Annotated in this window: 22 protein-coding genes; 9 read left to right on the forward strand and 13 right to left on the reverse strand. The window is 47.6% G+C overall.

Features of this window, described 5'->3' with window-relative positions:
* On the reverse strand, window positions 1–233 hold a 233-nt coding region (locus BM082_RS16830), incomplete at its 3' end, for a phage integrase N-terminal SAM-like domain-containing protein (protein ID WP_208862536.1).
* Between the two features lie 196 nt (window positions 234–429).
* Here BM082_RS16830 and BM082_RS16835 point away from each other — a divergent pair.
* On the forward strand, window positions 430–1,215 hold the full coding sequence (locus tag BM082_RS16835; protein WP_074927846.1) for a DUF2971 domain-containing protein: 786 nt from the start codon (window positions 430–432) through the stop codon (window positions 1,213–1,215).
* Window positions 1,216–1,541: 326 nt separating this feature from the next.
* On the opposite strand, the gene BM082_RS16840 is transcribed toward BM082_RS16835, so the two are convergent.
* Window positions 1,542–1,880, reverse strand: coding sequence for a hypothetical protein (locus BM082_RS16840; RefSeq protein WP_017010255.1), 339 nt, complete (start codon window positions 1,878–1,880; stop codon window positions 1,542–1,544).
* A 237-nt stretch (window positions 1,881–2,117) separates the two neighbouring features.
* On the opposite strand from BM082_RS16840, the gene BM082_RS16845 reads away from it, so the two are divergent.
* The gene (locus tag BM082_RS16845; protein WP_074927848.1) at window positions 2,118–2,642 is read left to right on the forward strand and encodes a hypothetical protein; all 525 of its coding nucleotides are present in this window, start codon (window positions 2,118–2,120) and stop codon (window positions 2,640–2,642) included.
* A gap of 103 nt (window positions 2,643–2,745) precedes the next feature.
* Here BM082_RS16845 and BM082_RS16850 read toward each other — a convergent pair whose 3' ends face one another.
* Complete coding sequence (locus tag BM082_RS16850) at window positions 2,746–3,678, reverse strand: alpha/beta fold hydrolase (RefSeq protein WP_074927850.1); 933 nt, start codon at window positions 3,676–3,678, stop codon at window positions 2,746–2,748.
* 632 nt (window positions 3,679–4,310) lie between these two features.
* On the opposite strand from BM082_RS16850, the gene BM082_RS16855 reads away from it, so the two are divergent.
* A complete protein-coding gene (locus BM082_RS16855) occupies window positions 4,311–5,282 on the forward strand; it encodes a CobW family GTP-binding protein (protein ID WP_074927852.1) in 972 nt (323 codons plus the stop codon).
* The gene (locus BM082_RS16860) at window positions 5,267–6,316 is read left to right on the forward strand and encodes a WD40 repeat domain-containing protein (RefSeq protein ID WP_074927854.1); all 1,050 of its coding nucleotides are present in this window, start codon (window positions 5,267–5,269) and stop codon (window positions 6,314–6,316) included. The genes BM082_RS16855 and BM082_RS16860 overlap by 16 nt, the downstream gene beginning before the upstream one ends.
* Before the next feature lie 124 nt (window positions 6,317–6,440).
* On the opposite strand, the gene BM082_RS16865 is transcribed toward BM082_RS16860, so the two are convergent.
* Genes BM082_RS16865 through BM082_RS16875 form a run of 3 tightly spaced genes read right to left on the reverse strand, consistent with a single transcriptional unit; the run spans window position 6,441 to window position 10,141 of the window.
* Window positions 6,441–7,247 carry an AAC(3) family N-acetyltransferase gene (locus tag BM082_RS16865; RefSeq protein WP_017014955.1) on the reverse strand — a complete coding sequence of 269 codons (807 nt, stop codon included), beginning with the start codon at window positions 7,245–7,247 and terminating at the stop codon, window positions 6,441–6,443.
* A complete protein-coding gene (locus BM082_RS16870; RefSeq protein WP_074927856.1) occupies window positions 7,244–9,037 on the reverse strand; it encodes a family 20 glycosylhydrolase in 1,794 nt (597 codons plus the stop codon). Before BM082_RS16870 ends, BM082_RS16865 begins: the two co-directional genes overlap by 4 nt.
* 24 nt (window positions 9,038–9,061) lie before the next feature.
* On the reverse strand, window positions 9,062–10,141 hold the full coding sequence (locus tag BM082_RS16875) for an ROK family transcriptional regulator (protein ID WP_017014953.1): 1,080 nt from the start codon (window positions 10,139–10,141) through the stop codon (window positions 9,062–9,064).
* Window positions 10,142–10,523: 382 nt separating this feature from the next.
* Between BM082_RS16875 and BM082_RS16880 the strand changes: the two genes are divergently transcribed.
* From BM082_RS16880 to BM082_RS16890, 4 genes are all read left to right on the forward strand, one after another.
* Window positions 10,524–11,696, forward strand: a complete 1,173-nt coding sequence (locus BM082_RS16880) for an MFS transporter (RefSeq protein ID WP_017010263.1) — start codon at window positions 10,524–10,526, stop codon at window positions 11,694–11,696.
* Between the two features lie 71 nt (window positions 11,697–11,767).
* Window positions 11,768–11,917: a hypothetical protein gene (locus BM082_RS25105; protein WP_017010264.1), complete on the forward strand. Its 150-nt coding sequence runs from the start codon at window positions 11,768–11,770 to the stop codon at window positions 11,915–11,917.
* Window positions 11,918–12,105: 188 nt separating this feature from the next.
* Window positions 12,106–13,083, forward strand: a complete 978-nt coding sequence (locus BM082_RS16885) for a cytochrome-c peroxidase (protein WP_074927857.1) — start codon at window positions 12,106–12,108, stop codon at window positions 13,081–13,083.
* A gap of 33 nt (window positions 13,084–13,116) precedes the next feature.
* A complete protein-coding gene (locus BM082_RS16890) occupies window positions 13,117–13,836 on the forward strand; it encodes an MOSC domain-containing protein (RefSeq protein WP_074927858.1) in 720 nt (239 codons plus the stop codon).
* 125 nt (window positions 13,837–13,961) lie between these two features.
* Here the strand turns inward: BM082_RS16890 and BM082_RS16895 are convergent, their stop codons facing one another.
* Together BM082_RS16895 and BM082_RS16900 are read right to left on the reverse strand one after the other, a co-directional pair.
* A complete protein-coding gene (locus BM082_RS16895; protein ID WP_017010267.1) occupies window positions 13,962–14,312 on the reverse strand; it encodes a DUF2750 domain-containing protein in 351 nt (116 codons plus the stop codon).
* Between the two features lie 216 nt (window positions 14,313–14,528).
* Complete coding sequence (locus tag BM082_RS16900; protein ID WP_074927861.1) at window positions 14,529–15,869, reverse strand: aminotransferase-like domain-containing protein; 1,341 nt, start codon at window positions 15,867–15,869, stop codon at window positions 14,529–14,531.
* A gap of 207 nt (window positions 15,870–16,076) precedes the next feature.
* Here BM082_RS16900 and BM082_RS16905 point away from each other — a divergent pair, with 207 nt between their 5' ends.
* Window positions 16,077–16,943, forward strand: a complete 867-nt coding sequence (locus tag BM082_RS16905; RefSeq protein WP_074927864.1) for an NAD(P)-dependent oxidoreductase — start codon at window positions 16,077–16,079, stop codon at window positions 16,941–16,943.
* Between the two features lie 132 nt (window positions 16,944–17,075).
* Here BM082_RS16905 and BM082_RS16910 read toward each other — a convergent pair whose 3' ends face one another.
* The 5 genes from BM082_RS16910 to ectA form a co-directional block, all read right to left on the reverse strand.
* Window positions 17,076–17,555 (reverse strand): Lrp/AsnC family transcriptional regulator, encoded by a 480-nt coding sequence (locus BM082_RS16910; RefSeq protein ID WP_074927867.1) that lies wholly within the window; start codon window positions 17,553–17,555, stop codon window positions 17,076–17,078.
* A 162-nt stretch (window positions 17,556–17,717) separates the two neighbouring features.
* A complete protein-coding gene (locus BM082_RS16915) occupies window positions 17,718–19,136 on the reverse strand; it encodes an aspartate kinase (RefSeq protein WP_074927870.1) in 1,419 nt (472 codons plus the stop codon).
* Between the two features lie 66 nt (window positions 19,137–19,202).
* On the reverse strand, window positions 19,203–19,595 hold the full coding sequence (locus BM082_RS16920) for an ectoine synthase (RefSeq protein WP_074927873.1): 393 nt from the start codon (window positions 19,593–19,595) through the stop codon (window positions 19,203–19,205).
* A 12-nt stretch (window positions 19,596–19,607) separates the two neighbouring features.
* Complete coding sequence (gene ectB, locus BM082_RS16925) at window positions 19,608–20,873, reverse strand: diaminobutyrate--2-oxoglutarate transaminase (RefSeq protein ID WP_017010273.1); 1,266 nt, start codon at window positions 20,871–20,873, stop codon at window positions 19,608–19,610.
* Between the two features lie 23 nt (window positions 20,874–20,896).
* On the reverse strand, window positions 20,897–21,442 hold the full coding sequence (gene ectA / locus BM082_RS16930) for a diaminobutyrate acetyltransferase (RefSeq protein WP_017010274.1): 546 nt from the start codon (window positions 21,440–21,442) through the stop codon (window positions 20,897–20,899).
* Window positions 21,443–21,712: the final 270 nt, after the last annotated feature.

Raw genomic sequence — 21,712 nt, forward strand, 5'->3', positions numbered from 1 at the left:
CCATTGCGATCGAGTTTGACGGTACTCCAAGAATGGGTTCCGATAAGGTTCACGAAGTAGGTTTTGAGCTGTTGCTGAGAGAGATTATCCGGCGGACAATCAAAGAACATGGCGATACGCCGTACGGCACGGCTGTAGGCATCAATGGTGGCGGGTCGTTTGCCTTGTAGCGTTAAATTATTGAGGTGCTGTTGGTAAAGCGCATCGAAGTGCTGTTGTTGTTGACGGTTCATGGTATTTCTCCTGTCCGCTGCCCGATTGGCAGGGTTGAGAGAAACGTAGGCGGGATATTCTATTCTGCCGCGTAGCGGCTTCGTTCAACAAGGCGCTTAAACGGAAAAATTACAGTTTGGCTCGCGCTACGCGCATTTTAGCCAAACTGTAATTTTCTACTTAGCTTAGCGTTATGCCATTTTAAACAGGAGTAGTATGGAAAGCTTTTATAAATATTGTCCAATTTATTCGCATGATGATCTGGGAAAAGAGTATTCACTAGTAAACCTGTTTGAGAATCAGGCATCTTTTTCACGGAGAAAGAACTTTAATGATTTGTTCGACTCAGAAGTTAAAATTCTTCGCCCTTCAAGAGAGCGAGTCCGTAGGACTTATCAAAAGTTATCTGGTGAATCCAAGCGTACTTTTAAATACCTATACATGGGTGAAAATGCGAATCATAATTTCGACCTTTTAGTTAAGAGTATCGAGGATGTTTTAGACGGTTATTTATTCTATTGTGTGACTGAAAATCCTGCTAATAACTTGATGTGGTCTCATTATGCGAACTCGCATAATGGGTTTTGCATCGAATGGGATGGTAGTTCAATGCCACCTGAGAAAGTAACATACCGCGACAAACTCCCAACTTTAGACCTGTTAGAGTTGATTGAATCCACAATCGGTTTGAGGACTAAAGATGAAATAGCTTCTCAGGCTTGGCTATCATTGAAGATTAAGCTAAAAGAATGGGAGTATGAGTCAGAATATCGCATTAACTTAAGTAATCGTGCTCAAAATTTGATCGTGAAAGATTTAGGGAAACTTGCATTAGTCAGGTTTCAACCCGAGTGGATAAAATCAATCATTTTTGGTTATCGAATGCCCGAAAAAACAAGAGATTATATTCGTAGAAAAATGCCGGAAAGTACAATCTATCAAGAAGTTGTTATATCTGAAAATGGCAATGGTCTAGCATTGGAAAAATGGCATAACAAATAAGAATAAGTGTCGCGCAGCCGCCACTTTATTTGGGTGATGTACAAGCCAGTCGCTACTTTATTAAGTAAATTGCTCGGATGAGCATAGAGAGGATGCCCGCCGACCATCGATTGACAGGCGATCGCCTCCTGGAAGTAACATAAATCCTCGGCAGACAGTTAAAAGCCAAACTTTACCAAAACTGAGCTTATGCGAAGCGTGTGGCTTGGAGCTCCTACTCTAAATGATTTCTGTCCAATTTTGAGTTAGCAATGATGACTAGCTCAAAATTTCCCCATTCCTTGCTAGGGATGCCAATTCGCCGATTTCAATTTACTGAATAATTTTCAGTCCATTCGGGTAATAAAGGTTTGCTCGTCATCCACAAAAGCCACAAAGCCGCCATAATAGATAAACACCCGACCACGTCCCTCAACTAAGCAGGCAAGCTGTGGGTTCAAATCTTCTTCGTTATCCTGACTTTGAAAGGTGCCAGTATCGGTGATGACGCCGCTGAGTGTAGGCAAATATCCATACGTGCGTTTGGCTTGATCAATCAGGTTCAATTCGCTCGTAGTAGAGAAGCAAAAGGGGATCGCACCGGCTTCTTCGATAAACATCGTTTTCAGTTCTTCATAAGCGGTAATCACCAGCCAGTCGATGCCGTTAACATGATGGATAAACATAGCGTTTCTCGTTAATTCTGATGCGGAGATTTTATCACTATCAGGGGGCGAACATAGTAGAGATTTCGTTGCTAAAGGTGGCACCCTTTGACTGCTCGGTTCAGTTTGTTGGTGCGTGCTCATTGATATCAAGCTGCATTGATATTAAACCGCACTGTCACAGATTGGGGCGCTCAATACGGGAATGTCATTCAGATACTGTATTCTGGCGAACATGACGTAGCGACCGAGTGATGAATGTTGTTTGTACGGAAGTTCTTTAAGAAAGAAAAACCAAGGGTGTACCTCGACTCGATCTTTGTCGTGCCTCGTGGGGAGCTAACGTCAAGCGATGAATGGGGATTTCTGGCGAGTGCTGAAAGTTTTGAAGAGAGTATTCGCGCTGAGCTTGGTGAGATCTTTAACTTGCCACATATTTCTACTGCGTCAGAGGTGACGCGACGTGATCTTGGTTTGCAAGTGGCTGTTGTGGGATACCGAGGTGGAGAGCTTGTTGATGCGGGTTTGCATCCCATATCGGTGCCTATATTTTGGAAACCCAAGATAGAGATACATTCACGTTTGTTCTATTTAGACAGTCAGAAAACATTCAAAAAATACAAAGTGGTAGAGCGTTTCTCTTGGTCTGATTTTGTTGGGCGTTCAATGACGCTCAATGGGTTGTTCTTTCGGTATAAGCCCTTGTATAACAATAAAGATATGGAGCATTTGCTCTTGAAGGCGTGCCTTCGGCTTGTAGAGAAAATGAAATCCTCGTTATAACTGTTCAGACAACGAACCACTAATGGGATGAATTTTTAGGTATGTCTGTCCTTAGTTTGTTGTTGAGCATGCTCGTCTCTTCTTTATTTAGCTTCACCTTGCTCTACGTTTGGTCAAATTGAAGGAACAGCTTCGCCGTCTTGGACGGTGCTTCAATCATTGGCAGATGGCCCATATCCTTCATCACTTGCACTTCTGATTGAGAGACTAATTTACCAAGGATATCAGCACCGGCGACATGCAAAACACGATCATTGTCTCCCCAGGTAATCAGTGTTGGTTTCTCGAAGCCAACGAGCACAGTATCCAGCGGCAAAGTGAAATGGACTTGTCCATCTGTGATGTGGTGGATCTGCTGGAAGATCTTGCTGTTAAGTGGGAAGCTGGCTTCTGCCCGTTTAGCGAGTTCTTTGATCATTACTTCTGGAATGAAGGGTGGCTTGTGAAATGCAAACGCCAACAGTTCTCTGTATTGATTGGCATCGCCGACCAGCACTGCGGGGCGTTCTTGCTGGCGCAACATGGTAAACATCTCGCTGTCTGGCGAGGTTGCCACGCCTAGTGGGTTGAGAAGCCACAAACTTAGCACTTGATCAGGGTGCTCTACCGCGTAATTCCCCGCAATGTAACCTCCCATAGAATTGCCGCCAATGTGAAACGCCGACAAGCCAATAGACGCTGCAAATGCTTGAAGGCGTGCCACCTGAGCAGGCACATCGTAGTTTAAGTCAGGTTGTTTCAGGCTATCCCCAAACCCTGGCAGATCCGGCGCTATCACTCGGTACTTGCTAGTTAGGTGTTTCGCCATTCTTACCCAGTTGTCTTTGTCTGCGCCGAAGCCGTGAAGCAACAGAAGTGGCGTACCCGATCCACCTTCCAGATAGGCAATTTCGCCCTCTTCAATCTCCGATGTTTTTAAAGTCAAACCCGATATTCTTCGCTCTGCTGAAATGCCAAGCTCGAATAGCTTTTCTGGTGGGGTCATTCGGTAAGCGACAAACCCAATGAGTATCAGTACTCCAATGAAATAAAGCATTATGAACCCTTCCCTGTAGAGAGTGGCAGACCGGTATTTCCTTCCCGATCTAATGTAAAGCCTGAAAATGGGGACCAACATCAAGCCAACGGTAAGCAAGAAACAATGGTCATGAACTGATTCCAACGGTTCCCGTTGGGTTCAAAGCCTCTCTTGCATCATTCGTTTGCTTCCATTATGTCCAGATTTAGGCTTTGAATCTGGCTTTTTTTGAGGTGACTGCCTTTGTTTTCTTCTTGAACCTCACCTTTGCACATGCGCATAACGCCAGTGACGGTCGCTGGTGTTTTGGTGTTTGTCTATTGATTCCGCATCACAACGCTAAAGAATCATTGTAGACCCGTCATGAACTCCAGCAGCCCTTTGAATATTTATCTCGCTAACAATATGTCGACTGACGCGTCGGCATGTTTCTGTTCTTTAAACGCTAGGTCATCTGTTTACCGCTTCTTTTGAGCCTCCTGAACAGCAAAGTGGAGGGTGTATCAGATAGTAGATGCCAACAATTTAAAGTGTGGTGTAATGTTATAACGTAACATTTACTAAGCTGCTCTGAGGCAGCATCGAGTTGAACATCGCAAATGATATCTACCCTTTGTCATTGGTTGTAAAATCGCTAGGAAGGAAAGACGATGATCCGAACAGAAAAAGTGCCTGTCACTGTGTTAACTGGTTTCCTTGGTGCAGGAAAAACAACGTTGTTAAATCGAATCCTCACTGAGAAGCACGGGCGTCGCTATGCCGTCATTGTTAACGAATTCGGTGAAGAAGGCATTGATAACGATTTGGTGGTTGATGCTGATGAAGAAGTGTTCGAAATGAACAACGGATGCATATGCTGCACGGTGCGTGGTGACCTCATCCGAATCCTTAGCGGGTTGATAAAGCGCGCTGATCAATTCGATGCGATCATTGTAGAGACAACGGGCCTTGCTGATCCAGGCCCCGTGATTCAGACGTTCTTTGTTGACCAAGATGTGGCAGATTGCACGCGGTTAGATGCCATTGTGACAGTGGCAGACGCCATTCACCTTGAGTCTCAATTAGCTGAACATCATGAAGCTGACGAGCAACTGGCTTTTGCGGATGTCGTCTTGCTCAACAAAACGGATCTTGCGGGAGCCGGCGACGTTGAACACGTTGAAGCGCGTATTCGCAAAAGCAATCCTTACGCAAAAATCATTCGAACGGCCCGCTGTGATGCCCCTCTTGACGACATTATTGGATTGAAAGCCTTCAGCCTAGATCGTGTGCTGGAATTTGAGCCGGATTTTTTAGCGTCTGAACATGCTCACGAGCACGATGACGATGTCACTAGCGTTTCTTTCACAACAGATACTCCCCTTGATCTTGAAAAATTCCAACGCTGGTTTGGTCGGCTTTTACAAACACGCGGTCAGGACATTTTACGTTCAAAAGGTATTCTTGACTTTGAAGGGCAAGAAGAACGGTATGTTTTCCAAGGGGTACACATGCTGATGGACGGCTCCATGATGGGAGCTTGGCCTGAAGACAAGCCCCGCAATTCCAGAATGGTGTTTATTGGGCGAAACCTAAACAGCATGGGCCTGAAGGAGGGGTTTGACGCATGCAAGATAAAATAGACCCTAGTCTATGGGGTGGACCCTATCATCCTCTCGAAGCCGGGGAGACGTATCTCGAGAACCGGGGTATTCGCCTCGAGTTTGGCGCAGCGGTGACTTGCGCCGTTTCTTTGGGATGCGGCGTTGCTGCAGGGTTCGGGAACGGGATAATCGCTTTCTTTGGATTTGAAGAGGAGCCTGCGTTAGTTCAAGCGCATGAGAGCGTCGTCCTCTGTCTTGCCACGGATGGGGAAAGCGTGCTGAGCGGCGGCGATGATGGACGTTTTCTGCGAGTATCACCTGATGGCAGCATTCAGGAAATCGCGACGTTTGGTACCAAGTGGGTGGATTGTGTGGGGGCAACATGCGATTGGTTTGCTTGCTCGTCAGGTCGAACGGTTTACCTTTGGTCTGGTGAGCAGTCTTCTCCTACGTTACTGGCGCATCCGAGCACAGTGGGAGGGGTTGCCTTTGATAAATGTGGTGAGCAATTGGCCGTCGCTCACTATGGTGGTGTCACTCTCTGGAGCTATAAAAACGGTGAGTGGACATCGTTGCTTTTACCTTGGAAGGGCGTCCACGGGGCCGTTGATTTTAGTCCTGACGGGCGTTTTTTGATGACACTGATGCAAGAGAAAGCCGTCCACGTATGGCGCTTGTCGGATGGCGCTGATCTTGAAATGTCCGGGTATCCCAAAAAAGTGAAGAGTTTTAGCTGGGTGGGTGAAACACCATACCTTGCAACGTCTGGCACGGATGAAGTGATTTGTTGGCCGTTTGATGGCAAAGATGGCCCTTTGAGGCGCTCACCCGTTTGCATTGGCCGACGTGATGACCAAGTCGTGACGTGTGTGCACGCTTTTTCTAGGGATAAAGGTGTGTTGGCAGGATACCGAGACGGTGCGGTTTTTCTCGTTATGCTAGACGAGACCGATGATGCCTTCATCTTGAGGCGACCAACGGACGCTGAGGTAACGGCAATTGTGCTTACTGAATCTCTTTCCCACATGCTAATAGGAGACGCAGCAGGCAATGTTCTATGGGCTCCATTGTGAACTGATCGTGTTCTTATGGCATGTCATGAGTACGCGCTCTTTTCACCTCACCGAGAGGCCTCCATAGCCCGAGTCATCAAAGCGTATACTTGCGGCAATGTAAGTGACGGTGTAACAAATATTGTTACGCCTTCACTAATCCACCTTTCTCCATATCCGCACATCGGTAGCATTTTTCATCGCCACAATGGGTGATGGTTGGCGTTGTTTTGATGGCATTGGCACAGGTTTGTACCAGAGCTCGCAGCGGATAAGCCGTCCACGTGCTGTGTCCTACCTTGGCTTGCTGTGATATCTCGGTGAGCAAGGGGGCAAATTTGTTAAAACCCTCAGAGCAACTTCCCACTGACGTTTCGACAATGCCGCGTGTGTAAGTTTTTGCCCAGCGCCTTAGAAGGTTTCTGCCCGCAAGTTGTTCTGCATAGTGAATAGGGGTGATGGTGGTGAGTGGCACGCCCATTGAGATGACAAGGGCATCTTTGGCTTCATCGCATGCATACAGGCCGTAGATGTCATCATTCGTTTGTTTCGACAATATGGCTTCCGCGTGTGGGCCTAATGCTGCATAGCTACAAATTGGGTGGGTGCTACGGATTCGGTCTGGACGGTGGAGCAAGGCTTTAGAAATTGCCCCCATACTGGGTTCAAGTCGGTTTTCTTCGCCGCAGAAGGTCACCGTTTCTTCAAGTTGCAGCTCGCCGCGATATCCGTTTTGGCGATACGGGTCACCGTTGGGTGGAAGGCAAAGTGTGTCGTAATTGAAGGTGGGCACCACGAGGGTACATCCTGCTTCAAGCAAGGCATCGAACAAGGTATCAGGCCCACCATCAAGGTGGCCGAATGATCGAATGGACGAGTGAACAAACAGTACTTTGTTCTCAAGCGCCAGTGCCTTGATGGCGTGTTGAACATCACTTTGCGTCGTGGTCACGGCGTTGCCTCTTTGTTTGCTGCTTTTGATGTCACTGTCTCGAGTAATGACAATAAATACTCAAGACGGCTTGTACTTTGATTCATGCCACCTGGACGATAGTTGTTGGTCCACAGCGCGCGATAGGTGCGTATCAGTGGTTTCAATTCGGCCACAAGCGTGGTTTTTCTATCGTCTGTAAATTGTTCGACAAGGCGATGGCCTTCTTGCTCATAACCTTGTGCAATAAGACAAGCAAGGCGTAATGCGTCTATCGTCCAGCGCAACTCTTTGGTTAATGCGGAAGAAAGGTTTTCGAGCTTTTCTTGCCACAGCGCCAATTCATTCAGCGCTGTATTAACCGTGTTCGTCTCAATGCCTTTGGCATGTTTGATATGACGGCGCGAGGCTTGATCAAACAGGAAAGGACCAAAGAAGGCGCAGTTCGGCGTTTCAATGCCTGTCATCAAATAGATGTCTTGCAGTGCAATCAGTGCATCGCATTCTGTTTGGGTGACATCAGGGTAGAACCATGAAATCGCGCGCATGACATCGTTATCTTTTTGCTGCATTTCTCCCCATGCCATCGCGCCACCAAAGGCGTATGCAGGGATCGGCATTGAGAATTGCTGGCCGTGCCCCATGTCGCCCCATTCCGTCACCATGTAGCCTTTTGCGCCGAATTTTTTCGCCGATTTCGCTGCTTTTCGCATGTGAGTGACAGCAGCATTCCAACGTCCCGACACTGATGCAAAACAACTGGTGGAAACCGCGACATGGAAAGGGTAGCCAAACAAGGCAAGTTGCTTGTGCTCGGCATCAAACGGGTGATTCGGTTCGTAACCCCAGTTAAGCAAGGTAAGGTCGTCAGGCAATTGGTCAATTAGGTTTGGGTAACGAAAGAGCATGTCGCTGAAGATCTGACAGCGCTTTCCGTGTTTGTTGGCGATGGTGAGAACTTTCTGTAAGTAGTTTAAATAGACTTTCCCTTTTCCAAAAATCTCACACGCTGATTTGCTGGCACCGACACCTAAATCCATGGTTTCGTCAAAGTTGATATTTAAGGTGTGGCTGGAAAAGTTTGGCGTAAGCTCAGCGATCAGTCCGTCTATGAAGGTTTCAGTTTGTGTACTGATGGGGTTCAAACCAAATGACCCAGGGCGGTGGTCGCCACGTTGATCTTTAAACCCGGTTTTCTGTTCAGCAAGGTGCTTATATTCAGGGTGATTCAGCCATTTTTCCATGTGGCCGAAGCAGGCTTGGTTTGCGACCAGTTCGATCCCTTTGTGGCGACAGTAAACGTCAATATCACGAATGTCTTCCGCGGTCATGGGTGTGTAGTCGCGCCATACGGCCTCGTGCTTTTTATAGGCAAAAGTATGTTCGGTATAGAGTTGTAATTGGTTGTACCTGAGCGCACTCCAATAATCGATGAGTCGCTTGAGCGCGGGTAAGGTAGGTACACGATCTCGGCTGATATCGAGCAAAATACTGCGTGCGGAAAAATCGGGCCAGTCTTCAATGACAAAATCGAACTTCAATTCAGCGTCGTTTTCGATCAATTGATTGATCGAGAGGTGCCCGTATCTCAGGCCGTGCAGATCGGCATAGGCCAAGTTCAACCCGCAAGAGGAATAACTCAGTCGATACCCTTGCTCGGGTAGCGATGGATCGTGTAGATAAGTCAAAAGCGCATGTGATGAGCGTGCTTCATAATCCGTCGGACAACTGCGCAGCGCGTTCGCTATGCGAAATCGCTGTGCTGAAAACCCCTCTATAAAGCGTTTGGGGGCGGGGAAAATCAATTCCATCTGACATCGTCCTTGTCATTCACATTAAATTGAAACATTACCGTTCTCTGGTAAGCACAAACTTTCGGCCAATCTTAGGTCAGGTGTGAGTAGCTTTTGCCAAGCCATGGAAGCAGCGCCCATGGCGGCGGCTTGCGGGCCAAGAATCGAAAACTCAATGTTAGGCTTCACGATATAAGACCCCGCCAATGCGTCACTGTGTTTACGCAGTGATGATGCTAGCTCCGAACCAAATGACATGCCGTTGCCACCAATGACGATGCGCTTAATGCTCATCAGACTACAAAGGTTAACGGCAAGTTCGGAAAATTCTTCAATAATAACGCTGGGTGTTGGCTCAGCACCTCGCATCAACGCTTGGCTGTTAAATTGCCCCGCCATGTGTTGCTCGCCGTAAAACAACTGACGATTGAGTACCACGCCAACACCTATGCCGAGTCGGTGATAGTGTTCACGGGCATGGTGGGTAGAGAGCAGCACATACAAAAAGTGTTCATAAGGCAGGCTACGCTGTTGCATGAGTTCGCCCCATGCGCCGCAGTTGGCGTCATTATCAAGAAACACGGGATAGGGGACATGACGTTTAAACAACGGTGCAAAATTAATAATAGAGCGAACATTGAGCGAATGTGAGAGTTGGAGCTGGCATTTTTCAGGGTCTACAAGGCCGGGAACGCCAACGCCGATCGCAAGAATCCGCGGGAACAGTGTTTCAATGTCTTCAATGCAGGGGAGAAGTGCATTAAGCAAAGCGGCGTCTATCGAGATTTGTGTATCGATGGGTAACATGTCGTGATAAATCACTTGCCCGAGCAAGTTGACGACGGAAACTTTGAGTGTGTCTGAATTCACATCGACACCGATAACAACACCAAACTCTGGGTTGAATACCAAAGACACTTTGGGGCGACCGCCTTTGCCGGACACGATCTGTGGTTGCTCTAAAATCATGCCAATGTCGAGGAGGTGGTTGACGGTTTTCGTGACGGTAGATTTATCGAGACCAAGCTTTGACGCTATTTCGATGCGAGAAACGCCTGGAGATTGCCAAAGCGAATTGATGATCCCCGCGGTGCTATGTGTTCTGCTGAGCTTGATCGTCACAATGAGTTAGTTTCCATGAGCAACTTAATGGTTTTTATCTTATTGATGAAAGTATGAAAAACAACCAAGTTCATAGATTTCCAAGCAAGATTTACTCTTTTTTATTTCATTGTTGAAGTACGTCGAAAGTGGTTTGCAACAAATGGAAATCAAACGTCTGGCCAGTGGCAATTTCACTTCTGAACTTACGCACCTTCAGGTGGTTGGGGTGTATATAAGTTTCATTGGGAAACTAACAAGGCAATTGTTTCGTGTTGGTGTGACTGTGATTTGCTGATTTATTGCCCACATGCTTGCCGCCTCGCAGCCCCTGCGAGATACTCGCCACTTGACTAAGGAATGGTTTGTCTTTGCTGCGAAAGTAAAGTCAAAAGGGGAAAGCATGAATAAAAACGTATGGTTGTTGGCGCTATGCCAAGCCCTTTTGATGAGCGGTAACATCGTGCTTATTTCCGTCAACGGCCTGATTGGACAAGCACTCTCCCCGGATGACAGTTGGGTAACTTTACCTGTTTCTACACAGTTTGTTGGCTTGATGATGGCCACCATTCCTGCCTCGCTGATCATGGCAAAAATAGGCAGAAAAAACGGCTTTATGCTTGGAAATGTCATTGGCATTTTTGGGGCGTTGTTGTGTGTATACGCCCTTGGTCAAAGCGCATTTTGGCTGTTTTGTTTCAGCACCATGCTTTTAGGGATAGGCATTGGGTTCGGCACGTTATACCGATTTGCGGCCATCGAGGTAAGCGCGCCAGAAAGCCGTGATAAAGCCATTTCATTGTCGATGGCAGGTGGTGTGCTTGCCGCGGTGCTTGGGCCGAATCTGGCCATTGCAAGCCAGCACTGGTTGCCGGGCACGAATTTCAGTGGCGCATTTATTGGTATTACTGTGTTGTACGTGCTCTCACTGGTGGTGCTTCAATTTATAGGCCTTCCTCGTGCTGCGCCTGAACAGCATCAATCCTCTCAAAGCGCGGTGGGCGATATTCTGCGTGCGCCGGGATACATGTTGGCAGTCTTTGCCGCGGTTATCGCGTATGCCGTTATGAATCTTCTGATGACGGTAACGCCAATTGCGATGCACAAGCATGGCTTCCACTTTGAAGCCGCGGCGCTTGTTATTGAATGGCATGTATTGGGTATGTTTCTTCCTTCGTTCTTTACAGGTTCGCTGATTGGAAAGATAGGGACGCGCATGACCATCATGCTGGGTAGCTTGATGTTTATCGCCAGTATTTTGGTCAACCTGAATGGCGTGACGGAGTGGCACTTTAGGGTGGCACTGGTGTTGTTAGGTATTGGTTGGAACTTTATGTTCATTGGTGCAACCAGCCAACTTACCCAAACATACTTGCCGCAGGACAAGGCAAGAGCACAAGCGATGAATGAATTTGCGGTGTTTGGCTGTGTCACGCTTACAGCACTGTTAGCCGGGAATCTGGAGGCCACGATGGGGTGGCAATCGTTGAATTTACTGTTGCTACCTTTTGTCTGCGTTGTGCCAATTGTGTACTTATTCTTTACGCGTAACCCTCAGGAAATTAAGGCTAAATAACATTCTTCTTTCAGGTGGTTTTTCTGGTGCTATCTTTACTTTTACTGCGCTAAGTCGTTAAGGAGTGCAACATGGAATTGGAAAACCAATTTGGCGAGAAAATGCATCTCGCCGATGATCTCACGTTGAAAGAAATGGTTGATATGGGGTTGCTGGTAGTACTGGCAGATGAGAACGATGAAAGTGAGAATTGCTGGATCCCTGCCGAGCCATTTGAGTGAATGAATGTTGAAAAACAGTGCGTTAAAAAGGCCTTTGATTAAATCAATCAAAGGCCTTTTTGATCGTCGCATTGGCTTAGAGCGCCTGTGATTCGTTTTTTCTGTTGCTTCCATCGAAAGATCTCGTTGTAAATGGTCGAAAATTGCTGCCTATACTCCCAGACAGGCTGCTGATAGGAGGTCATAGGATGAAAACGATACGCACTGTCTTTTTCGTTATTTCAATGCTGGGGTTTTCTTTGAGTACCTCCGCAGCCGAACCCTTGCAAACCCTCGCCAATAAGTTATTTGGCCCGCTACCTGAGACGATGCCGGGCAGCGAGTTTGATACGCCTGAGCGGATTGCCCTCGGCAAAGCGCTCTATTTCGAAACGGCGCTTTCTGCTGTTGATAATCAGTCGTGCAATACCTGCCACAATCTTTTAGATGGCGGGTCAGGCGCTGAACCATTGTCTGTTTCTGTTGGCGCGCTCGGTAAGTTAGGCACGCGCAATAGCCTCACGACGTGGAACGCCGGTTTTCAATTTGCTCAGTTTTGGGATGGGCGGGCGAAAGATCTGGCAGAGCAAGCGCGTGGGCCGATCACCAACCCCATTGAGATGGGGTTGTCTTCAGAAGACGAAGCCATTGATAAGCTCAAAGACAAAGGTTACCAAGACGCGTTCGCTGCTGCGTTTCCCGATGCAGATGATGCGCTGACCTTTGATCACTTGACGGAGTCTCTCGCCGCCTTTCAACGCACGTTAGTGACCGAAGACAGGTTCGATATGTACCTAGCGGGAGACATAACAGCGCTGAATGCTCAAGAAAAACGGGGATTAGAACAATTTATTTCCACAGGGTGTAATGCGTGTCACAACGGCCCATTGCTTGGCGGCGAACTCTTCATGAAAATGGGCTTAGTGAAGCCGTATCCTAACAAGATCGACAAAGGCCGCGCGCATGTGACGGGCAGCTCTGCTGACAACTTTATGTTTAAAGTGCCGACCTTAAGAAATGTGGCGCAAACTGCCCCCTATTTTCACGATGGTGCAGTGTTCAATCTGGATCAGGCTGTGCGTGACACAGCATGGCATCAACTTGGGGTGAAACTCAGTGAAGAGGATGTGAAAGACATCAGTGCATTTTTTTCTTCACTCGATAACACCAAGAAAATAACGTTTTAGATAGTCTCGACTATTCGCTTTGGAGATTCCGCTTTGCAAGATGCATCGAACCCAGCGCCTTCACCAACACTGACCTTTCAGCTTGCTAACATTTATCGTGGGAAAGTGGCCGAACGCTATGGCCTTCAAACGGCGATGGACAAGGTTGACATTACGGGCGATGTTTTTCTGTCAAACACGGGATTAGACGGTGATGAAACTGCGGATAAGAAGCATCACGGTGGTCCAGAGCGCGCCCTTCACCATTACCCGCAGGAGCACTATGTATTTTGGCGAGAAAAGCATGGTGATATGCAAGATTGGCAAGCACCGGGTATGGGCGAAAACATCAGCTCCGTGGGGATGACGGAAGACACGGTATGCATTGGTGATCGTTACCAGTGGGGCGATGCGATCATCGAAGTGAGTCAGCCACGTTCGCCATGTTTTAAGCTCAATCAGCGCTGGGAAGTCGAAAACCTTTCCGTCGACATGCAAGCCGTCAGCCGTTGCGGTTGGCTTTATCGCGTAATTCAAACCGGCACTGTGAACAAGCAATTGCCACTCGTGCTTTTATCGCGCCCTAAGAATTCCATGACGCTGCGTGAGGTGTGTGATGTGTTCTTTGGTGATCCTTTGAACACGGAAGGACTAGCGAAACTGCGCGAGCAATCTGCCCTGTCTGACAGTTGGATGGGGAAAGTGAAACAACGCCAAGAGACGAATGAAGTGGAAAACTGGAACTTTCGTTTGTTGGGCCGTGCTGCGCCGTAATACGTGTTTAACCACGTCTATATGTGATCGCGAATTAAGCGTCAGCATCGATAAACAACAGACATGAAAAAGGGCATCGACGAGAACGTGGATGCCCTTTGTGATCTTACTTGTCGAGAAGACGATTACAGATACATTTTCGCCAGTGTTGCTGGCTCAAGTTCTTTGCCTTCTAGCGCAGAGTTCCAGTTGATACCAACCAGTACGCCGTCTTCATCTAGCGTGATCAACCAATCTTGAACGAACACATCTAGTGGGATTTCTTGAACCTCGAAATCTGCCCATTCTTCAACGTTGTGAAGTTCTGCATCTTCTTTTGAAGACCAGAAAGGCATGATTTCGCTGTTTTCAAATTCGGTAGAATCGCATGCCAGCCAACCTTCTTCATTGGTTAGACCCCAAACTTTGGCGGTTTCTTGTGTTTCTTCAATGAAAAGCGTCAAGTTTGCTTCGATGTCAGCAGTCAATTTGCTCATTTTTGGATTCTCAGTGATTCAATGCGAGCGCTAGAATATCACTTTAATCCGGAATGCGCTTGCATGATGTAAAACCGGAGAATGCCAAGAAATACGTTGCTTATGCTGGTGGGACGAAATCGCCATCCAACGTTTGCGACGAGAGGCCTTGTTCAGTCTAACCATCGGAAAATTCTGAGGTATACCCGAAAGAGCAACCGCTTTGAATTATCGGGTTCAAAACGGTGCTAAAGATACCTCATGACTTTCGAGTAACGCCTTTAATGCACGCAGGCCTTGCTTCAATGCCTCGTTGTGTTTTATCGACATCAAAGACAGCCGAATGCAATTCGGGTTGGTGTTTCCAGCAACAAAATAGCTACCACTTGTCACGATCAAATCTCGTTGCTTCGCTTCCATCACAAAGCGCTCTTGTTGCCAATGTGCTGGCAAGGTAACCCAAACGTGGTAACCATCAGATTCAGATATTACGTCACCGAGAATGTCTTTTGCGATGGCTTGTCGCTGTTTGGCAATATCGCGCTGGGTATCTGCCATAGAAAACGCGTCGCCGCTGTTGATCAACTGTTCGGCAACAATGAAATTCATGGGTGAGGCTAACCAGACATTGGCGCGAATATGGGCATTTAGCACCGGCAATAGATGCTCAGGAGCAACCACAAATCCGCAACGCATGGCGGGGCTAATGGCCTTGGATAACCCAGAAACATGAATGCCTTTTTCTGGGAGCCAATGGCATATTGCAGGCAAGGTGTCTTCGTTTAGAAACCCGTAAATGTCATCTTCCACCAAATAGGCGGCGGATTGCTCAATGATGGCGGCAATGGCTTGTCGACGCTGAATTGGCATAGTGATGCCAGTGGGGTTCTGGTGTGACGGTATGGCAATGACCAGTTTGGGTTTGTGTGTGTGTAATACTGTTTCGAGCGCGGACGGGATGAGTCCGTCTTCGTCCATGTCTATGCCGATGATTTGGCGTCCCGCTAAACTGGCAATAGCCAAAATTCCAGGGTAAGTGAGCATTTCGACCGCGATAACATCGCCGGGTTGAGTCAACGTTTCAACCAGCAGTGACAGCGCATGTTGTGCACCATTGGTTAAGAGCACATTGCTTGCTGTTGCCGAATTCAAACCGTAGCGTTTTGCCCACATTGCGCCCGCTTCACGGTGCGCATGGTGACCAGAATGGTCGGTATAGACCAAGAGTTCTGGTGTAAACGCGAGGGATGCTTTTTGATAGGCGGTGCGCAGTGAGGATAGATTCTGCAACACGTAAGGTTGAAGGATCGAGAAGTTAAATTCGGTATCACTTTCGCCAGGCTGAATGGCTTGATTCAATTGAGACTCACCCACGACGAACGTGCCACGACCGACAAACGACTCCACTCGATTCATTTCCGCCAGTAGCTTATAGGCTTTGGAAATGGTGGCTGGCGTGGTGTCTAACTCAGCAGCAAGCTCGCGGTGCGGAGGTAGCTTGGCGTTGGGTGGGTAAATCCCTTCATCAATGCGTTGCTCAATTTGACGGGCGATGTCTTTGAATTTGGTTTCGCTCACTGGCATTCCATGTATTTTCTATCACTGGAACAAATTATGGCCAGCTTTCAACCGAATTGAAATAGCTTAGTGCAATCAAACTTAATATTGACATATGTCAATCGGTGCAATTATAGTCATCTCATTACTCACTAATCATACGTTTTTGTTTGTGAGGCTGAATCAGTCACGCCAGTTTGCATGCACCCAACATGAGAGGATAAGGATATGTCAGAGAAAAAGGTTTCGTTTATCGGTTTGGGTGTCATGGGGTATCCAATGGCAGGTCATCTGGCCCGTGCTGGCTTCGACACTACCGTTTATAACCGCACGACGGCGCGAGCAGAGAGGTGGGCGTCTGAATATCAACAAACGTTTGCTAATACACCGCGTGAAGCAGCATCAGATTGCGACATCGTGTTTGTTTGTGTGGGTAACGACAATGACGTGAGAAGCGTTATTTATGGTGATGATGGCGTGCTAACGAGCATGAAACCGGACAGTATTTTGGTCGATCACACCACTACGTCGGCAGAGTTAGCAGAAGAGTTGGCGGCAGCCTGTAAGGAAAAGGGCGTGCACTTTATTGATGCGCCGGTGTCGGGCGGCCAAGCGGGCGCTGAAAATGGTGCGCTAACCATTATGTGTGGCGGCGATGAAGGCATCTTTAACATCGTCAACCCTGTTTTTGACGCTTATGCCAAGCAAGCAGTGTTGTTGGGCGAGAATGGACAAGGTCAGCGCTGTAAAATGGTGAACCAAATCTGTATTGCGGGCATTTTACAGGGGTTGAGCGAAGGCCTATTGCTGGCGCAAGCGTCTGGCTTAGACATTGAGCAGGTGACCAGTGTGCTGAAGCACGGTGCAGCGGGTTCATGGCAAATGGAAAACCGCGCGGTGACCATGGCGAAAGATACGTTCGACTTTGGTTTTGCCATTGATTGGATGCGCAAAGATTTGGGGATTTGCCTTGATGAAGCAAAACGCCATGACTTAACGCTGTCACTGACGCAAGAGGTCGATAGCAAGTATGCCAGCCTGCAAGAGCAAGGTTTGGGGCGTATGGATACGTCAGTGCTAATTAAAGCTAACTAAGGGTGTTGGCGCGGAGCGTTGGCGTCACGTTTTAATGGGCAACACTCAAGCTCAACGGACCCTAGCAGAAACACAGAAAAAGCCAACGGCAGATGATGCGGTTGGCTTTTTCGTTTTATCAGGACGGCGTTTTTATGACAATTGGGTATCGTCGATGAACAAGGATTCTTGCTGGTGCTTGATGGTCTTGGTGACGATGTAGGTGTAGTAGCGTTCAATGCCTAAATCGGACACGAGCCAGTGGTCGATTAAGCGCTGGTATTGGTCAATGTCGCTCGCGACAACACGAAGCACGTAATCAACGCCGCCACCTGTTGCAAAGCAGTCGGCGACTTCATCGCATTCTTGCATCGCGCGTTCGAAGCGCTCAAAACTATTCGCGCTGTGCTGACCGAGCGTCACTTCTACAATGACGGGCGTTTGTTTGGATAACACATTGCGATTAATCTTTGCACCATACCCTTCAATGACACCGGCTTCTTCCAAGCGTTTTACGCGCTCCCAACAAGGGCTCACAGAGAGGTTGATGGCCTCTGCGAGGTGAGATTTTGTAATACGGCCTTGTGTTGCCAAGATATGCAAAATCTTCACGTCGTATTTATCCAATCTCATCGTGTCTCCCTTTTGCTGATGATGTCACTGGTCGTGTTGATGAATGCGTGTCGAAGGCGAGTTAACACGTTACTTTAAGACTAGCGGAAAAGAGAAACGCTCATTGAGGTTATCAATGAGCGTTTGTGGTCTTGTGACAGCGGTTGTCTTTAACGGGTATGTTTAAGCAACATGCTGTTTTTTCATCGCTTTGGCGGTAAAGAACTCATCATGCAGTGCGCGAATGGTGCGATCATAAGCATCGTCTTTTACCACAAACTGAACGTTCACGTTACGCATTGACGAATGCACAGCAATCGGTGCGATGTCATGGTTCATGAGTGCCAGCACGCCACGGCTCAACGTTGTGTTGGTGTTTATTTCAGCGCCAATGGCGGAGATGAGTGCGACCCATTGACCAGTAATGGTCGAGCTAGGGAAGCGTTTCTCTGCTTTGTACAGCAAGTGGTTGAGGTTTTTACCTGCGCCGCTCAAGTAGTAAGTAATGGAGTTGGCATTCATTTCCTTACCCACCAAGCTGACGCGCGCATCGGCAATGATTTCCATCATTTCATAACCCACGTTATCAACCTGTCCTACCATGGCTTGGTCGAAAACGTGCAGCGCAAACACTTTGTTTTTACCCGCAATGATTTCAATTTTCTCTGCATCAGGCTGGTATTCCTGAGAGATCAAGGTGCCTTGGTGTTCCGGCTCAAAGGTGTTTTTAATCTGAAGCGGAATGTTGTTTTGACGCAGGCCAGAGGCGGCATTTGGGTGAATGGCTTCCATCCCCAAGTTCGCGAGCTGGTCAGCAACATCAAAGTTTGATTTACCAATCGGCAGCACATTTTCAGGCCCTGCAATGCGTGGGTCGGCGCTGCTCAAGTGGTATTCTTTGTGGATCACGGCAAGGTCTGCAGAGGTCAGGCAAGCAATACGACTAAATGTCATCTCGCTGTAACCACGGTCATAGGTTTTCATCAACCCTTCATCACAGTATGCATAGCCTGTGACAATCGGCAGTTCTTTGGTGACATCAATATCTTCAAAGGCACTTTTAATGACAGTGTCCAAGTTGCCCGAAAGGTTGTTATCCCATCCTGACAAATCAATAAAACGTGCGTTCACGCCAAGAGTTTTTAGCTTCAGAGCGGTGTTGAACGCACTGTGTGCTTCGCCGATCGAAGATAAAAATTCTCGAATTTGTGGAAGGTATTGGCGGAGGGTGAACTGGCCGTATTCGCAGGTCGCCAATATGTTGGTGATACAGTTTTGCGCATCATCCAAGCGTTCAGTAATGAACTTGTCTGCGCGCTTACGACTGACCGGGTCTGCAAATAGATTTTCATTGGTCATCATCATGCGTTGTTTCACGGTTGTGAACGCACTCATCCAGTTTTCATCGCGTTTCGCAACTTGTTGGTAAATACCGGGTTCACCAGAGCGTTTACATTCCAACAATGCATCCGTGATACCGCCATAAGCAGAGACGACAAAAACACGGTTATAAGGGGATGCCGGGTGCAGCAAGATGTTGTCTAAGACAGCATCAAACGCCGACATGGACGTGCCACCAATCTTTTCTACGGTGTAAGTCATTTGGGCTTCCTTTACACAAAAGAGGATAAAAAGAAGGGGCGAGTCGCCCCTTATTGATGAGAGACGTTAGTCGACGAGGGGGTAAACACCGTTTTCATCGTGGACTTCGTTACCTGTGATTGGCGGGTTAAATACACATGCCATCACCATCTCTTTACCCTCGCCAGAATAGGCGCGAAGGTAGTGCTCATCATGTTTATCCAGAATGTATAAGGTGCCTGGTTTGATGGGGTAGGTTTCACCGCCTACCACTTCAATTTCACCTTCACCCGACATGCAATACACAGACTCTAAGTGGTTCTTATAGTGAATGTGTGTTTCCGTGCCTTCGTAAATCGTGGTGATGTGGAAAGAAAACGCCATCTTGTCGTCTTTCAACAACATACGAACGCTTTCCCACGTTTCAGACGCGACGCGGCGCTCGCTGTTTCTGCACTCTTCCAGAGTTCTTACGATCATGTTTCTTGTTCCTTAAGATGCTTTTCGTGTTGCTGTCTGTGCAACGTATTCTGCGGCTTGCTCGAAAATATGAAGGCCTTGTTCGAGCTCAGATTCGCTGATGGTCAGTGGACAGAAAAACTTCACCACTTCATCGTTTGGACCCGCAGTTTCAATGATCATGCCTTTTTCAAAACAGCGACGTGAAATGGCAGAAGCAAGATCACCATCTTTACACTCAATGCCCTGCATCATGCCGCGCCCTTTAGCACGAACGAACAAAGACGAGTGGCGCTTCAGTGAACGGTCGATCACCTTTTTCACTTGTTGGCTGCGCTCGGCAATGTGCTTTTCGAAATCGTCATTCGCCCAGTAGCTTTCAATGGCTTTGGTTGCAGTAACGAATGCGTGGTTGTTACCACGGAACGTACCGTTATGTTCACCCGGCGCCCATTTGTCCAGCTCAGGCTTCATCAGAACAAGTGCCATTGGTAGGCCGTAACCACCAATAGATTTCGACAAGGTCACCATGTCTGGTTTGATGCCTGACGGCTCAAAGCTAAAGAAGGTCCCGGTGCGGCCACAACCTGCTTGAATGTCATCAACAATCACAAGCACGCCGTTGTCTTTACAGATTTTGCTTAAACGCTGAAGCCACTCGTTGGACGCCACGTTCAGGCCGCCTTCACCTTGCAAGGTTTCAAGTAACACAGCAGCCGGTTTATCTAAACCGCTTGAGTTGTCGTTCAGCATGGTTTCAAGCAGCAATAGGCTGTCTACGCCTGCATAGCCTTCGTACGGCAAACGTGAAGTGCCAGCCAATGGCATGCCTGAACCGCCACGGTGGTGTTGGTTACCGGTTGCCGCCAATGCGCCATAGGTACAGCCGTGAAAACCATTAGTGAAGGTCACGATGTTGGCACGGCCCGTCACTTTACGTGCAAGCTTCATTGCCGCTTCAACGGCATTGGTGCCAGTCGGGCCCGTAAACTGCACTTTGTAATCAAGATTTCGTGGTTCGAAGATGTGATTACGGAGTGCGGTTAGGAATGCAGACTTGGCTTCCGTGTGCATATCAAGGCCATGGGTCACGCCATCACTTTCGATGTATTCGATCAGTGCTTTTTTGAAGATGGCATTGTTGTGACCGTAATTAAGCGAACCAGCGCCGGCGAGAAAATCAATGTAACGATCGCCGTTTTCGGTTTTCAGCCAGCACCCTTTTGCGGAAGAGAAAACCACAGGGAAGCTGTTTGAGTAAGACCTAACGTTTGATTCTTGCTTGTTATAAATATCCATAAGGATTCCGTTTTAACTCCAATTTATTGGTTGTTGTTCAAAGGAATGCGGTAAAGAAATTCCGTGTCGTGATGACCTTTGAAGTGCTGCTGCTCGTCGAGAAATACCGATACCGAACCCGTTTCGCCATGCGACTTATCGAGCTTCTTGAACAGGTTCCAAGAGCCTTCATTAGATTTGGTGATCGTGGTTTCGACGGCTTGAACATGCTGCAAATATTCGCGCATCAGCAGTTCTTGCAACATATGGTATGCGAGGCCTTTGCCGCGCATGGTCGGTGAAACAGCCACTTGCCAGACGAAGAGTTCGTCATTTGATTCGGGCTTTAGGTAGGCGGAAATAAAACCAACAATTTCGCCATCATACTCTGCAAGGATGCAGGTTTTGTGGAAGTGGGAGGACTGAAGGAAATTACAGTAAGAAGAGTTTTCATCAAGCGGCGGACAACTGGCGATTAATTGGTGGATCCCGATGCCATCTTTAAGGGTTGGAACGCGAAAAACCCATGCATCTTCATCCTGACTCAAACGCGCTAAAGCCGCAGTTTGGTAGATCGTCGTAGTGCTCATTTGATTAACTAATCCTTTAGAGGTCTAAACATTAAAGCCACCTAAAGGATACAGTTTGCTCATCAATTATCAAGTTTTCGTCACGTTTATGAGACTTTAAATTTGTATCTTATTGTTATATATGGATGTAATTTTTAGTCCGGGAAAATGGAAATCATTAGATGTATAACGAAAATATTGCGCTATTAAGGCAATGAAATGACATTTTTATTTCGAGTAAGATCACGAAAAATTTTTCGACAGGCAGGGGATTTACTTAATTCCCTGCGA

Source organism: Enterovibrio norvegicus DSM 15893 (genome assembly GCF_900115495.1).
In the GTDB taxonomy this organism is placed as follows: Bacteria; Pseudomonadota; Gammaproteobacteria; order Enterobacterales; family Vibrionaceae; genus Enterovibrio; species Enterovibrio norvegicus.

Coding starts and splice junctions, on each gene's coding strand:
- BM082_RS16835 (WP_074927846.1), top strand. CDS start 430: ATGGAAAGCTTTTATAAATATTGTCCAATTTATTCGCATGATGATCTG.
- BM082_RS16840 (WP_017010255.1), bottom strand. CDS start 1,880: ATGTTTATCCATCATGTTAACGGCATCGACTGGCTGGTGATTACCGCT.
- BM082_RS16845 (WP_074927848.1), top strand. CDS start 2,118: ATGTTGTTTGTACGGAAGTTCTTTAAGAAAGAAAAACCAAGGGTGTAC.
- BM082_RS16850 (WP_074927850.1), bottom strand. CDS start 3,678: ATGCTTTATTTCATTGGAGTACTGATACTCATTGGGTTTGTCGCTTAC.
- BM082_RS16855 (WP_074927852.1), top strand. CDS start 4,311: ATGATCCGAACAGAAAAAGTGCCTGTCACTGTGTTAACTGGTTTCCTT.
- BM082_RS16860 (WP_074927854.1), top strand. CDS start 5,267: ATGCAAGATAAAATAGACCCTAGTCTATGGGGTGGACCCTATCATCCT.
- BM082_RS16870 (WP_074927856.1), bottom strand. CDS start 9,037: ATGGAATTGATTTTCCCCGCCCCCAAACGCTTTATAGAGGGGTTTTCA.
- BM082_RS16880 (WP_017010263.1), top strand. CDS start 10,524: ATGAATAAAAACGTATGGTTGTTGGCGCTATGCCAAGCCCTTTTGATG.
- BM082_RS25105 (WP_017010264.1), top strand. CDS start 11,768: ATGGAATTGGAAAACCAATTTGGCGAGAAAATGCATCTCGCCGATGAT.
- BM082_RS16885 (WP_074927857.1), top strand. CDS start 12,106: ATGAAAACGATACGCACTGTCTTTTTCGTTATTTCAATGCTGGGGTTT.
- BM082_RS16895 (WP_017010267.1), bottom strand. CDS start 14,312: ATGAGCAAATTGACTGCTGACATCGAAGCAAACTTGACGCTTTTCATT.
- BM082_RS16905 (WP_074927864.1), top strand. CDS start 16,077: ATGTCAGAGAAAAAGGTTTCGTTTATCGGTTTGGGTGTCATGGGGTAT.
- BM082_RS16910 (WP_074927867.1), bottom strand. CDS start 17,555: ATGAGATTGGATAAATACGACGTGAAGATTTTGCATATCTTGGCAACA.
- BM082_RS16915 (WP_074927870.1), bottom strand. CDS start 19,136: ATGACTTACACCGTAGAAAAGATTGGTGGCACGTCCATGTCGGCGTTT.
- BM082_RS16920 (WP_074927873.1), bottom strand. CDS start 19,595: ATGATCGTAAGAACTCTGGAAGAGTGCAGAAACAGCGAGCGCCGCGTC.
- ectB (WP_017010273.1), bottom strand. CDS start 20,873: ATGGATATTTATAACAAGCAAGAATCAAACGTTAGGTCTTACTCAAAC.
- ectA (WP_017010274.1), bottom strand. CDS start 21,442: ATGAGCACTACGACGATCTACCAAACTGCGGCTTTAGCGCGTTTGAGT.